General features: G+C 31.2%; 13 protein-coding genes and 2 pseudogenes. 4 read left to right on the forward strand and 11 right to left on the reverse strand.

Features of this window, described 5'->3' with window-relative positions; genetic code table 11:
• Window positions 1-178: 178 nt before the first annotated feature.
• Window positions 179-1,549, reverse strand: a complete 1,371-nt coding sequence (locus tag CQ058_RS00480) for an aminotransferase-like domain-containing protein (protein ID WP_002189692.1) — start codon at window positions 1,547-1,549, stop codon at window positions 179-181.
• A gap of 124 nt (window positions 1,550-1,673) precedes the next feature.
• Here CQ058_RS00480 and CQ058_RS00485 point away from each other — a divergent pair.
• Window positions 1,674-2,611: pseudogene (locus tag CQ058_RS00485) on the forward strand (DMT family transporter).
• A gap of 17 nt (window positions 2,612-2,628) precedes the next feature.
• A complete protein-coding gene (locus tag CQ058_RS00490) occupies window positions 2,629-4,320 on the forward strand; it encodes a M3 family oligoendopeptidase (RefSeq protein WP_002189691.1) in 1,692 nt (563 codons plus the stop codon).
• Window positions 4,321-4,390: 70 nt separating this feature from the next.
• Here CQ058_RS00490 and CQ058_RS00495 read toward each other — a convergent pair whose 3' ends face one another.
• Entirely contained in the window at window positions 4,391-5,467 is a 1,077-nt protein-coding gene (locus CQ058_RS00495) for a helix-turn-helix domain-containing protein (protein WP_002189690.1), read from the reverse strand.
• 397 nt (window positions 5,468-5,864) lie between these two features.
• On the opposite strand from CQ058_RS00495, the pseudogene CQ058_RS00500 reads away from it, so the two are divergent.
• Window positions 5,865-5,939: pseudogene (locus CQ058_RS00500) on the forward strand (aminoglycoside phosphotransferase); the annotation flags it as partial.
• A 71-nt stretch (window positions 5,940-6,010) separates the two neighbouring features.
• On the opposite strand, the gene CQ058_RS00505 reads toward CQ058_RS00500, so the two are convergent.
• The 5 genes from CQ058_RS00505 to CQ058_RS00525 all read right to left on the reverse strand — a co-directional run bounded on the left by CQ058_RS00505 (window position 6,011) and on the right by CQ058_RS00525 (window position 10,105).
• Window positions 6,011-6,718, reverse strand: coding sequence for a phosphotransferase family protein (locus CQ058_RS00505; protein ID WP_002189689.1), 708 nt, complete (start codon window positions 6,716-6,718; stop codon window positions 6,011-6,013).
• 116 nt (window positions 6,719-6,834) lie between these two features.
• Window positions 6,835-7,629: a VOC family protein gene (locus CQ058_RS00510; RefSeq protein WP_002032275.1), complete on the reverse strand. Its 795-nt coding sequence runs from the start codon at window positions 7,627-7,629 to the stop codon at window positions 6,835-6,837.
• A 117-nt stretch (window positions 7,630-7,746) separates the two neighbouring features.
• The gene (locus CQ058_RS00515; RefSeq protein WP_002032274.1) at window positions 7,747-8,580 is read right to left on the reverse strand and encodes an alpha/beta hydrolase; all 834 of its coding nucleotides are present in this window, start codon (window positions 8,578-8,580) and stop codon (window positions 7,747-7,749) included.
• A 136-nt stretch (window positions 8,581-8,716) separates the two neighbouring features.
• Window positions 8,717-9,469 (reverse strand): class I SAM-dependent methyltransferase, encoded by a 753-nt coding sequence (locus CQ058_RS00520; protein ID WP_002189688.1) that lies wholly within the window; start codon window positions 9,467-9,469, stop codon window positions 8,717-8,719.
• Window positions 9,470-9,757: 288 nt separating this feature from the next.
• The gene (locus CQ058_RS00525; RefSeq protein ID WP_002141868.1) at window positions 9,758-10,105 is read right to left on the reverse strand and encodes a winged helix-turn-helix transcriptional regulator; all 348 of its coding nucleotides are present in this window, start codon (window positions 10,103-10,105) and stop codon (window positions 9,758-9,760) included.
• 186 nt (window positions 10,106-10,291) lie between these two features.
• Here CQ058_RS00525 and CQ058_RS00530 point away from each other — a divergent pair, with 186 nt between their 5' ends.
• Window positions 10,292-11,008 (forward strand): SDR family oxidoreductase, encoded by a 717-nt coding sequence (locus CQ058_RS00530; RefSeq protein ID WP_002032271.1) that lies wholly within the window; start codon window positions 10,292-10,294, stop codon window positions 11,006-11,008.
• A gap of 42 nt (window positions 11,009-11,050) precedes the next feature.
• Here the strand turns inward: CQ058_RS00530 and CQ058_RS00535 are convergent, their stop codons facing one another.
• The 4 genes from CQ058_RS00535 to CQ058_RS00550 all read right to left on the reverse strand — a co-directional run bounded on the left by CQ058_RS00535 (window position 11,051) and on the right by CQ058_RS00550 (window position 14,155).
• Window positions 11,051-11,626 (reverse strand): NUDIX hydrolase, encoded by a 576-nt coding sequence (locus CQ058_RS00535; RefSeq protein WP_002032270.1) that lies wholly within the window; start codon window positions 11,624-11,626, stop codon window positions 11,051-11,053.
• 222 nt (window positions 11,627-11,848) lie between these two features.
• On the reverse strand, window positions 11,849-13,300 hold the full coding sequence (locus CQ058_RS00540) for a serine hydrolase domain-containing protein (RefSeq protein ID WP_002189687.1): 1,452 nt from the start codon (window positions 13,298-13,300) through the stop codon (window positions 11,849-11,851).
• 1 nt (window position 13,301) lies between these two features.
• Entirely contained in the window at window positions 13,302-13,817 is a 516-nt protein-coding gene (locus tag CQ058_RS00545) for a DUF1129 domain-containing protein (RefSeq protein ID WP_002189686.1), read from the reverse strand.
• Window positions 13,814-14,155, reverse strand: coding sequence for a PadR family transcriptional regulator (locus CQ058_RS00550; protein WP_002032268.1), 342 nt, complete (start codon window positions 14,153-14,155; stop codon window positions 13,814-13,816). Before CQ058_RS00550 ends, CQ058_RS00545 begins: the two co-directional genes overlap by 4 nt.
• Between the last annotated feature and the right edge of the window lie 345 nt (window positions 14,156-14,500).

Genomic DNA, 14,500 nt, shown 5'->3' on the forward strand with positions numbered 1-14,500 from the left:
TTACCTTTAATTCACATATAAATAACCCATTCTCTTATCCACATTCAAGAAAATGCCCTTTTAATGGAAGATCATGAACGTAACGATTTTTTTGTAATTAAACAATAATATTGTGAATCAATAAGAGCAATACATACAAACAAGGCTATTCTATTCAAAACACGCCCCCTCATAATTTTTATTCTTTTTTGAACTGAAAATCTACACGGTTCATTCGCTTTATTTCCTCACTTACTTTGCGAATCCCTTCTTCAATCTTGTCTTCTTTTACATTTGATACATTTAACTTTAACAATCTCTCTTTATGAAAGTTACTTAAATAATTTTTATCAATAGAATCTATACTTATTTGACTCTTGCTTAAATTTTTAATAAATGTGTCCGTGACTATATTTTTTTTCAACTGTAAACAAGTGTGTATTCCAATTGGATCTACTGTTCTAGAAGTAAACAAATGTGGATTTTCATTTTGAACACCTTCTACTACTGCCGCTAGTTTTTTTGACCTATTGTAGTAAGATGCTTTTATTTTATGTTTATGCCGATCAAACATTCCGCTCTTTATGTAAATTTCTAAAGCAGCTTGCGAAATCATAGGACTATCGATATCTAAAATCTTTTTATACTTATAAAAGGCATCTGCAATGGATTGCGGGATGACTGCAACACCGACTCGCAATCCAGGAAAGATGATCTTCGAATAACTTTTTAAATATATAACATGATTACAATTATCTTGGCTGTAAAACGGATCTACTTTTGAATCAGTTTCTAAATCTGCTAAATAGTCGTCTTCTACTATAAATACATTATATTTCTTCGCAAGTTTAATAATCTTTTCTCTCTCTTTTTTAGAATACGAAGTTCCAAGTGGATGATGAAATCTTGGAGTTGTATAAAAGAATTTAATTTTTTCTGTGCTGAATATCCGCTCTAGTTCATTTAAATCTATCCCCTCATGCGTACGCTTAATTCCGATTACAGGAATGTTATTTGTTTCTACATATTCAATATATAAATGGTAACTTGGCTGTTCAATTAGAATCATATTATGTTCATTCGGAAATGGTATTGAAGTTAATATAGCAAGCGCCTGCTGCACACCTGACGTTATAAATATATTATCTTCCTTCGTGAAAACTTGATAGTTTGCTAACTGTTTTTGCACAACCGAAATTAAAGATGGTAACCCTTTCGGTGTTCCGTATATAAACAAATCATTCTTATAGGTATCAATCGCTTTATTAATGCAATGCTGAAAATCTAAGTATGGAAAAACATCTGGATCTGGGGCCGAAGAAGCGAAATCAATAATCTCGTTACTTTCTATGTAACTTCCAGATTTCTTAACAACGTAGTATCCACTTTGAGGTACAGAATAAATAATATGACGCTTTTCCAATTCATGCAGCGCTCGTATTACAGTCGCCTTATTACATTCATATTGTGTAACAAGCGACCGTATAGACGGTAATTTCTTTCCTTCTTTTATCTCACCATTTTGAATCATACTTTCTAAGTCGTTCAAAACATGTAAATATTTATACATCATTACACCTCCTATTTTTTTGTACCGGTACAGTTTGTATTTGTTCACATTGTAGCACTAGATCAGAAGGATTACTATGTACGTATACTGGCCAGTAAGAAATCAACTACTATGAGGTGGAATTATGACAAATACAACAAAAGCATATATATCAGCATTACTCTATTCATTTATTATTGGGTTTTCATTTATGTTTGTGAAACTAGCACTAACCATTACGAGTCCTCTTGATACTCTGGCTCACCGTTTTACAGTTGCCTTCATAGCAGCAACCATTCCGGTTATTTTCGGTTTTGTAAAGTTAAATATATCATTTAAAAACATACTTACACTTTTACCACTCGCAATATTTTATCCAGCATTGTTCTTTGCTTTCCAAGCATTTGGCTTAGTATATACAAGTTCATCTGAAGCTGGAATTATACAAGCAGCGATCCCTATATTTACGATGATACTAGCTTCCTATTTTTTAAAAGAATATACGAATACATGGCAAAAAACATCAGTATGTATTTCTGTCATAGGTGTCATTTATATATTTGTTATGAATGGTATAGGGGCTCATGAAACGAGCTTTATCGGTGTTATTCTCATTTTATTATCGGCATTATCATCTGCTTGCTACAATGTATTAGCTCGAAAAATGACAAAGAAATTCAAGCTGATGGATTTAACATACACAATGACAGCAATCGGTTTTATTAGTTTTAATTTCATCGCAATCATTGACCATATGAACAAAGGTACAATAACTGTATACTTTAAGCCATTTACGAATGGAACATTCCTTATCTCCATTTTATATTTAGGATTACTATCTTCCTTACTGACAGCATTATTATTAAACTATTCATTATCTTATATTGAAGCAGCCAAAATAAGTGTTTTTAGCAACTTATCTACACTTATTACCATTATCGCAGGCGTTGTATTCTTACACGAGCAAATTGCCTACTATCATATTGTCGGTACACTTATGATTGTTCTTGGAGTAATAGGCACAAATTTTCTAGAAAAAAAGGAATCATAGCGAAAAAGAAGAATACCTCCTTGAGTAAATAAAAAGTGAGGGGTAAATAATGCAGAACTCTAATACGATCGATATCCGTAATATACATGAGCTAGAGAACGAATTATCTACTTTATTAAGTAAACCCATTTCTTCAGGAGAAGATTTAGAAAATTGGCTGAAAATACAGTCGAAATTAATATGGGAAATCGAAGAACAATTGAGATCACACTATATTGACTTTCAATGTAATACAGATAACAAAGAAATAAAAGATACGTTTGAATATGATCAACAATATGTAAGGCCTCTTTTGAAACGTTATCAAAATTCCTTTGATAATAAATATTTAGAGTCACCATTTCGAATGCAACTTGATCCAAAAACTTATAGCTTACTAGATAAAAAAATAAAAAATGCGCAAACATTATTTTGTGAAAAGAACATTGATTTAGAAGTAAAAGAAGACAAATTAGTAACCGAGTACTTCGAAATTACAGGCAGTTTGACTGCACTATGGGATGGCGAAGAAAAAACAATTACTGAACTACAGTCTTACTTACAAAATCCGAATCGTGATATACGAAAAAAAGCAAAAACGCTCATTTCTGAAAAATTTTTATCTGTTGAAAATAATTTACAACATATTTTAAATGAATTAATTGCAATCCGTCACCAAAAGGCAAAAAACATTCAATTAGATAATTATCGTGATTATATGTTTAAAAAACATGAACGTTTTGATTATACGGCTGATGATTGCTATGAACTTGCAGAATCCGTTCGTAAATACGTTGTGCCACTTATTGATAATATATTTAATGAGAAAAAAGCTGAACTTCAAGTAGATACACTTCGTCCGTGGGATCTAAAAGCAGCCGCACCAAATCAAAAAGTATTAAAACCCATTGAAGACGAGGGTGATTTAATCGAAAAAAGTTCTCATATTTTACAAAAACTAGACCCAGAATTTTCTGCATTATTGAGCCGTATGCATAAAAATGATTGCTTAGATTTAGAAAATCGTAAAGGAAAAGCACCTGGAGGATTTTGCGAACACTTACCTGCTTCTCAATTATCTTTTATTTTTATGAATCTCAATCATACACATTATGATGTTACTACTTTCCTCCATGAAATGGGCCATAGTATTCATAATGAATGTATGAAGCAGCTAAAGCTACAAAAATATTTAGAAATCCCTTCAGAATCAGCTGAGCTAGCCAGCATGACAATGGAATTGTTTTCGATGGAGTATTGGGATACATTTTATGAGAATACAGAAGAATTTATAAAAGCAAAATTAGATTTCTTTAAAGATATTGTTAAGTATTTACCACAAATGCTTATCGTTGATCAATTCCAACATTGGATGTATGAAAATCCAAATCATACTGCTAAAGAAAGAAATGAAAAATATTTAGAATTACATAACACTTACCAATCGAATGTGGTAAATATTGAAGGTTATGAAAACTGGATAGCAACTGGCTGGTTACCTGTACTACACATATTCGAAATACCATTCTATTATATCGAATATGCAATCGCGCAACTTGGTGCATTGCAAATGTATAAACAATATAAAGAGAATCCTAAACAAGCACTACAAAATTACAAAAAAGCATTATCTCTAGGTAGCTCTGAATCCTTACCAGAGGTATATGAAGCAGCTGGAATTCGTTTTGATTTTTCTAGTGAGACAATAAAAGAATTAATGGCATTTGTAGAAGAGGAATTAAATTTACTTGAACAAATATAAGTAAAAAAGATGCACCTATACTTTTAGGTGCATCTTTTTTACTGTATTCTCTTCTAATTAGTTTCAATTTTCATCTCGCTTTATTAATAAGCTCTATATATTGTAGGTCCCCATATCCTATTGTTGGAAAAAGATTAAACAACCTTTTTAGTAACTCTTGTGTTGGTAAATCTTTATTTTTGGAGATATACTTTACTACTACATTATTTTCTTTTAGCATCTCTAAATATAAATCTATCGCCTGATACATTACAGGTAGTATCTCATGAGATGGCTTTTTATGATTTACTAGAACTTCATTGTAAACAGAAAAATAGTTCCCTAATTCAAGTTCAATTTGACTTACTTTAAATTCATCCTCTCTGAAGCTATTTAAGTATACTTTTCCCTTATAATCAGACTGTTCAAGGTAAGAAAGTACGGTAAGTAGATTCATTTGGCAAAACATATCCTCACCAAACCATAAAACGATACATTTATACTCTTTTTTAAAAAGATTCTCTAAAGGATGAATAACCTTTTTCATATAATTTTCTACAGTACCTTGATGTCCTTCTGCCCTTGTTTTAATAAACTCATCATCAAAAATCTGTGCAGTAGTCGCATTTACACACATAGCTTCATTAAATGGAGCGTAATCAGACTCTCCCATTAGTCTTTCACTTTTAAATTCTTCATACATAAATTGACCATTTAATATGTTTAGTACATCTTTATCAAACAGCTCACTCTTCGCATTTCGTAACTGATTAACTTCAATTTTTCTAGAAAAATTCATTCTATCCCACTCCTTTCCATCATTGATTGAGAGTTTAATAAATGATTGAACCGGTATTTTGTTAAGTTGGAATTTTCCTGGGGTTATACCAAAAACAGTTTTAAATGCTCTACTATAAGCCTCTTGCGAAGAGTAATCGTAATCAAATGCGATATCAATTATCTTTCTATCATTCGTCAAATCTTCCGTTGATAAATACAATCTTCTAAGAAGAATATATCGTCTAATACTTATCCCTGTTACTTGATGAAATTTAAACGAACAGAAGTAAGGAGAATACCCCATATAATCAGATAATTCATCTAATGAAAACTCCTTTTTTAAATTGCCCTCAATCCATTCAATCATTAGCTGTATATGTTCATTCATTTATCTCCCTCCTCACTAAATATTATAAGAAGTATCCTCTTCTTTCTTTTGATATTTCTTGTGGTTTATAACATTAACCACCCTCTAGAACCTTTAAATATCATATGTAATTACTCATTTCATATTTTTTCAGCTATCTTATTTTGTCATACATTTACTTAACTTTCCAATAAAGTGAAACTTTAATCAGTGGGGAGTTTGTTCCTCCCCACTGATTATTATCCCATACTAATCGGACTTTTACGGGATAAATCTTTTTTAAAGGATTCTACCAAATAAAACACGAAATTTGTAAGTTAAGGAACTAGTAGTTTTGTGAGTGGAAAATTTATGTTTGGAAAGAAAGTTAAAATGAATAATATAGAAAAAGAGATACTTAAACTAATTAATAAACTATATCCAAATGATTGATTTTCAAGACTGTGAAAAACATTTTTACATATTCGATTTAGCTGTTCCAGTCTATAGCGCGAAATGAGTAAAAAAATAAATGATCCACTATTTTAATAGGGATCAAAATAAATACTTGAAAACATCTTTTATTTACAGAGGTGTACTCTCTGCCAATCTAGCTGCGCTAATAATAGGAGCCCACTGGAAAATTTCATCTCTTAATAGACCTGTTTTTTTGCAATACATATGTAAATACATTTCAGCTAATTCCACTGAATTCTGTGAATACAATAAGTATGTCCGAAACACATCTGCACGAATATCACCTGAACTAGCATCAACCCAATCTATAATATTCACATCACCATTACTCATAATTACATTAAACGGATGAAAATCACCATGACATACTCTAGGTTCAAATGTGATTGAATCTAACTTTTTTAATATATTTCCCTTTTGTTTTTCATCCAGATCATGTACGGAGTTAATTTGACGATAAAGCCTTTCTTCCATCGGTTCTATTTCATCCGAGCTCACAGATATAGCATGAATTTTTTGTTGTATACTTACACAAATACTTATGAAATACTCCGCTTTACTCAAATTATTAAGCAAAAGCTCACCAACACTTTCCCCTTCTACATATTCCATAATAATAGCTTGTCTACCTTGTATCTCTGTAACTTCAAATACTTTAGGAACGTGTAAACCACATGAATATGCATACTTTTGTTTTCGTGCTTCGTATAGAGATTCTGTATTAGGGAGGTATTCTTTAAACAATTTCACAACTTTATTATCACAAAGATAAATTTCAGCCGTATTTCCTTTGGCTATCGGATTTCCTAGATTCAATTCATTTCTCTCCTTACAGTAAATTAGAATAACGCCTTATAGTCCTCTATAAATTCAATGTAATTATACTGAAACCCTTCTTCATGAAAATGAAAAAAACTTACCCCTCCCTATAATTATATAGAAAGTGGTAAGTCTAATTTTCTAGGAATATCGGAATGAAACTCCGGTGTATGCAAAACAGAAAATGAATACCCTTGTTGAATAAACAATACTTCAGTATGTTTACTTTCAAATGGAACACCATTTTTCTTAAAGTTATTTTGGATTTGTTGTAAAAACGCATGATCCGGTGTTCCGAATGAAACATGTACTTTCGGTGGTAAAGCTTTCATCGCGATTGGAATCCACGGTCGCTGCCACCAGGTTGCAACGATATATGCAGTGCCACCTATAACAAAGTTGAAAATATCCCCATCTTCCTTCGTTTTCATGTCTAGATTTGATTTCAACCATTCCGTAAATACAGGTACACTTTTAACCGGAAGACCAATTTCCCTTACGTATAAAATGTTTAACGGTGAATGCGGGACTATTACCTCTTCTTTAACATAACTATGTGCGATAATTTCGAGAAGATTTCCATCACCATCTTTAAAGTATAAATTGAATAGACCGCTCTCCTCACCAATTGTATGACCATCTTTCCATTTCACAATGAGTAATCCAGACTCTTTAAGCCATTTTGCCGTTTCATGAAATTTTGAATATGGGATCTCAAAAGCGAAATGCGCAGGTGCAATTGCTTCATACACTTCTTGAAAACTAATTGTTGTATACGGTGTTACTTCAAATTGAATATATGATGCGGTTTCTTTTTTTATTGGAAAAGATAATATGTCTTTATAGACTTGTTTTACCCCTTCTATAGAAACCGTTTGTAGTTTTATATCTGATATATGTGTAATCACTTTACATTCCCCCTTGTTTCTTATTATCTATTCTTATTGTATTACACTTATAAATAGATAAAATCAAACCGAAGGGTGGATTTTCCGTGTAAAAACTACAACTTTAGTATGAATATGTTAGCTCCAATTACTTTTTATTTCCTCTATAACAACTTCTGGTTTATCCCAGTGTAACAAATGTGTAGTATCAAAGATTAATTTTACTTTCGCGCCAGTTTTTAACTTGAAAATTTTTACTGTCTTTTCTCTATAATCATCCCATATCTGCGGTAGTGTAGCTCGAAGTAATACAATATTAGATGGTAACTTCTCGTAAATATCTATCGTTTCATCTTTATGCATACCTCTTATTATATTACCAGCTGTTGTACCTCTCGCATGCCAACATACTTTATTATCCATTTCAATCCCTAGATCTTTTACAGCAACTTCTAATAATGGAGACCACCTAGTATATGCTTCTTTTTCACTTTTGAAAAATCCATCCCAATTATTAAAAATATATTCTTCAAAATCTTTTTCGTAATACGCGATTTCCTCTTCAAGCGTTTCTTCTTGAAGCCTTTTTGTTTGATATCCTCCATCAATAAGAATGCTTCCTAGTACTTTTTCTGGATTATTTAATAAATAAAATAGTGCTACAAAACTTCCCCACGAATGTGATAAAAAATAGAAATGTTCAATTCTCAGTTCATTTATTATTTCATTTAACCAGTTTGCTAAATTCAGCATCTCACAATCTTCCGTTCTTTCAAAGGGCGGTGTTTTACCATGCCCAGGTGCATCAATGGAGATAAATCTATACTCTTCCTTTAATTCCTCTGCAATTTCTATAAAACTTAAACTCGTACTACCTAACCCATGTAAACAAAAGATAACGGGCTTTTCATTATTTCCCCACTCAGTAATATGCGCGTTTATTTTTTCGTTGTTAATATAGTAACGTTTCAAAATAATTATCCCCTATATTTCAATTTTTAGATTACCACTTTACCTATTTCTATGATTTTTAAGTTTCCCCTGCATTCTTTTCCACAAAAAAAGCTGATTTTCTTTTAAAGAAAATCAGCTTTTACGTTAAAATACACTATGATTTAACAGCAATAATCATAAACCTTTTTGAATTCGTACGAATACCTTTTTCGGAACTATTAGCGTCAATGAACTTTTGTAAAATATTAAAGTCCTCTTCTTTTTCTCCAAATCTAGGAATAATAGGCGTATGTTTTAATAAGAAAATAAGATCCTCAGGAGTACTGTAATAATCAGTAACATCATATTCACGTACTTGTACGAGTTCAAATCCTGCACTAATAAGTTCACCTATATAATTATCTTTTAACGTACCATCTCTTTCACCTAAACATTGCCCTCTACCAAATGCTTCTTTAAGATTTAATTTATCATGTTCGCTAACTTGTTGTGTTAAGAAAAAAGCACCTTTTTTCATTACTTTTGCCAATTCAGGTGCTACAAACGGCGCATGACAACTTGAAGTAATATCAAAATGAGCATGCGGAAACGTTAAAAATTCCGAATCCATTTGAAGAAATTCAACATTTTGTACACCTGCTTTATTCAAATTGGAATGTGCTGTTTTGATCATTCCTTTAGAGTTATCTATTCCAATCAGTAATGCAGCTGAAGATGCTATTTTTAATATATTCTCTCCTCCACCTGTGCCAACATCAAGTAGAATATCTGATGGTTTACATCTTTCTTGCACTTCGCCATAAAAGTCCCAAGTGTCACCTACAGTTTCACACTTTAGCTTACTAAAGTCCCACCCATTTAATCGTCCCACTTTATCATAAAAACTTTTATACTCTAATTCATTCATGTTATTATTTCCCCTTTGTAAAAATGCATTAACTGTTTAGATGATTCTCGAAATAGACTCATAGTTGATATTATCGTGAAAGGGCCTACGTCTTCTTTTATATCTGCTACGCATTTTTTCAGCCCCGAACAACTAGTTACTTCGAACGATACAGCATTTCATCTATATTACTTCATCTGGAAGACTGCATATATAATAACCTATAACACTATTTAATTATATATTATAAAATACAAATTACTAAAACGATATGTTTCGACAAACCCCCATTTAGTTTACATAATAATATTATAGTTTGTTTTTATCGATATATTCTAAATGTCCTCTTCCCCAACCACACATACTATCCAAAACAATACTGACTGTTTTTCCATGCTCAGTTAAGCTATATTCCACTTTAGGTGGTATTTCTTGATAAATTTCGCGTTTTATTAGTTGATCGTGCTCTAATTCACGAAGCTGCTTCGCTAATGTTCCTTGAGAAATGCCTGGCATTAATCGCTTTAATTCACCAAACCGTTTCGTTCCATCTGTTAATAATATAAATAAAATGAGTGGCTTCCATTTCCCACCGATTATTTGTAATGTCGCTATTACCCCTTTTAATTTCGGTTCCTCTAAATTCACTTTCCTCACCACTCCCCTCAAATCATAAATTATAATGAGTAATTTTTTATATTATGTATCCATATAACAAGCGATTAGTACGAAATTTGCGACTATGTACATATAAAGTGCGTACTTTTCACTTGCAATCTTTTAGCGAATAATAAAAGCATAGCAGTTTTATTTTAAAGTTTTTATTAAAGGAGGGGCTAAAATATGTCTATTACTACATTAAAAGATACTCGTATCGTTATCATTGGTGGAAGCTCTGGTATTGGATTAGTAACAGCAAAACAAGCAATCGAACAAGGCGCACATGTTATTATTGCAGGACGCTCGGAAGAAAAATTAAAAATTTCTCGAGAATTAATAAATAACAACCATCTTCAAACTTATGTATTGGATAATCAAAATAAAGAGCAATTACAAGATTTTTTCAAGACAGTTGGGAATTTTGATCATTTATTCACACCGGGAGCCTCTTACACACTTGGACCAATAACCGCTACAGAGGAAATTGCTGAAAGCAGCTTTATCGGAAAGTTTTGGCCACAATATTACGCCGTAAAATATGCGATTCCTTTTCTTTCAAACTCTGGATCTATCGTGTTAATGTCCGGTGCATTTAGTCAAAGACCACTTAAAGGTGCACCTGCTTATGGCGCTTGTAATGGTGCTATTGAAAGCTTAGGGAAAGCTTTAGCTGTTGAATTAGCTCCTATTAGAGTTAATGTTGTTTCTCCTGGAACGATACGAAGAGAGAATGAACAAAGTGAGAAAAGACTAGCTGCTTATGAAGATTATAAATCTCTTTCTCTTGTACAGAGACCTGGGTATAATGATGAAATTGCACATACTGTCCTGTATTTAATGCAAAATGGTTTTACTACAGGTAATGTATTATTTCCTGATGGAGGATACACATACCATTAAATTATTAGCAACAAAAGCCCCTTATTAAGGTGGCTTTTGTTGCTAATTTAGAAACTGCTGAAGTAATACAGGATCCTTTTTTAAAAGTTCTGCTAAAAACAAAAGTTGAGGAAAAGGTTGTAAGATTAACTCCTTATCCATTTTTTCTTTCAATATAGCCATTCCACCTTGCTTAATATAATCGTTTAGTGTTATTTCCTTACTACAAATTAGCCTAATATCACTTACTGAAAGTAATAATAGTCCGTTTGTTTCAGAAGATGGATTTGGTTCATTTTCTGAATGTGCAATATACATAATAGATAAAGTTTCATATGGACTATCAATAATTAATATTGGAGCGACTTCATTTTCTACTTTTATTTTCTTTGATTGTGCATTCCAATTCTCTTTGTAGTATGTACTTGGTGAACTCAATATAGTAATATCAATAGCAGCTTCTTCTTTCACTTCTCTTTTAGCGGTTTCTACTGCTGTCTCATTGTTTTCTTTATGGCCTCCCAGCCTTACTACACCTAATGTATCGCCTTTTCTTGTTGGACCAACTTGAAAAATAAATAGATTATTATAAAGAACATACGCGCCAGATGTTCTTACTTCTCTATTAATATCTATCAAAATTTCCCCTCCAAATCATTAAAACATTATGAAACACTACTATTTAGATTTGCATGTCTACTAAGTTTAATTTATGGTCTGTTGCAACCTTTAAAAGGAATGCAATTTTTAGATTTTGGGATTTACATCTACTTCGAAACTCAACTTTATCTTAAATATTGACATTGTGTGAGAGTCAACTATTTTTAACAACTTTAATTATATTTCTTTAATTATTTATCCTTATACTTTCTTGCTCCTCAGGGCTATAAATATTGATATTAGTCCGTTCACAGCTAATAATATTACTGTAATACTAGCGAGTAAAGCTACATCTGCTGCAAACAATTTAATCGTATGCCACGGTGAATTTGTGCAATAAATAAGAAGTGGGATCAAAATACTAGATAATAGTAGAAATATACTCCCAACGAACAGCCAAGTTTGTTTTTTACAAGTTTTCTTACGTTTATACTTTTTCATTAACATAATTGATGTAATAATGAGTGAGAGTGTGACTATCGACATAACAATTTGTGTGAATGGTATGTTTTTAGGGATATCACCAGGTTTTTCCCCATTCAAAATACTAATAATCCCCTTTTTCAATACCGTTAGTGCTGTTTCTTCTAATACATGATTTTTATTCGTTAAAATCACACCAGCCCAGCCACTTTTATTTAAAGTAAACATTTCTGCACGAGCATCAGGCGTTGATCCTGAATGCCAAACCATCGTTTCGCTTACATTTATATTTGTTGTTCTTAATCCAAACCCATAACTTTTTTCTGAATTTATTTTATAAAGCGGTGATAGATAAAGATCCATGCTTTCTTTCTTTAAAAATCGAGTGTGGTCTTGGTGATTCAAAAACATTATAAATTGAATCATATCTTCCAAATTTGCGGTAATATAACCATACGGTGCTCCAGCATTATCATAAGACACTACACTTTTTCTTGGTATACCAAACAACGACTGATAACCTGTTAAATAGCCTTTTTCATATGCACTTTCTTTATTTGCCGCTGCGCCATTCATTTTTAAAGGCTGAAAAACATGCTTTTCTATATATGAAGAATATGTTTCATTTGTGACTGCCTCAATAAGGGCACCAAGTATCATATAATTTGCATTACTATATTGATATTCTTCCCCTGGTGGGGCATTTAATTTTACTTTTGAAAGTTTCATTACATTTTCCTTTAATGCTTTAGAACTCTTCAATTGTTTATCTGATAATGCTAAGCCTTCATATGTGTTTATTCCACTTGTATGAGTTAGTAGATGTTGGATTGTTATATTTGAAGTTGATTGTGTATCTTTTAGTTTAAACGAAGGAAGATGTTGTTGAACTGAATCCTCTAATTTTATTTTTTTATCTTCTATTAACTTGACTATAGCTAAAGCTGTTAAAGATTTACTTATTGAGCCAATCGCAAATGGGGTTTTACTAGTTACCTTTTTTTCAGACTCCCCAGTAATCCCCCATGTTTTTGTAAAGAATACATCTTTATGATGTACAATTGCAACGGAAGCTCCAGGAATGTTCTGTTCCTTTATAAATTTTTCAATATACTTATCTAATGTAACTTTAATATTTTGCTGAGCATAAACTTTTGGATGTGCAATACATAACATTAATACATTACAAACTATACAAATTAGAAACAATTTATATTTCGATATCTTCATCTTAATGTACTTCGGATAACTTTCTTTTTTTATAAATTACTAAAATTATAGATATTAATAAAGAAACCATTAAACTAATCATTATTAATATAGAGTTCCACCATTGATTTTCTGCTATTCGATATAAAAGATTAAAATTAAAGTTATTTTCACTGTTGGTTGGATTAAGGGATTCAGTTAAAAATATTGAAAGTGTAGTTTGTGAAATGAGGTATGTAATAAATGCGACGAATATGCCAATTATGATTAATGTATTAGATTTTTTATTTATATTTTGAAGTTGTTTCATTTTCACTCGCAGATCAATTTCATTTATCTCCAAAAAGTCTTGAACAAATAATTGAGGCGTTCCTAGGTCATTTATACTTTCCTCACCATGTTCACGACATTCTTGAATATGCTCTAATATTTGTTGCTTAATATTTTCCCTTTCTTCTAAGCTGATATCGTATTGCTTTAATTCCTTAAGTACATCAGTTAAAAATTGATTTTCTTTACCGTTTAATTCATTCCTCATTTCAGAAGGTCTCCTTTCAAACCACTTTTTAATAATGTTTGAATATCAGATTGCAATTCTAACCACTCATTAATTTTCTTCTCAAGACGTATTTTCCCGTTTTCATTAATTTCATAATAGATTCTAACTTTACCACTGTCTGTTACTTCTTGATAAGTATTTACCCACTCTTGATTTTTTAACTTAGTTAAAATAGGGTAAATACTTCCTACTCCTTTCAATTTTAAATTGTGTACTTCAAGTTCTTTCATAATTTCATAACCATAACTTTTCTTTTTCGACAAAATAGATAACACACACATTTCTAAATGACCTTTAATTAAACTTGTTTTGTCCATAGGATAAATTTAACAGAAATATATACTTCATTCAAGTATATATTTCTGTTAAATTTAAAAATTCTAATAATTATACAATCACTAAAAAAGTAGCATATTCCTTTTGCTATTATCCAAATAACCTAAATTATTATCCCGAAAAAACATTTTTATACGTCAATAATTATATAATAAATGATTATAATTAACGATTTAAAACTAACTCTCGCAGATAAATGTATTTACATCTTAGAAAGACTAACAAAACTTAAACATAAATGCCAACCTGTAATACCTTTCAGTTTAAAATTTAAGAATAATTTATATTGGTATTACAAATAGATTTTTCTTGCTCTATTATCTATC

The organism is Bacillus sp. MYb56 (genome assembly GCF_002976445.1).
GTDB lineage: Bacteria > Bacillota > Bacilli > Bacillales > Bacillaceae_G > Bacillus_A > Bacillus_A mycoides.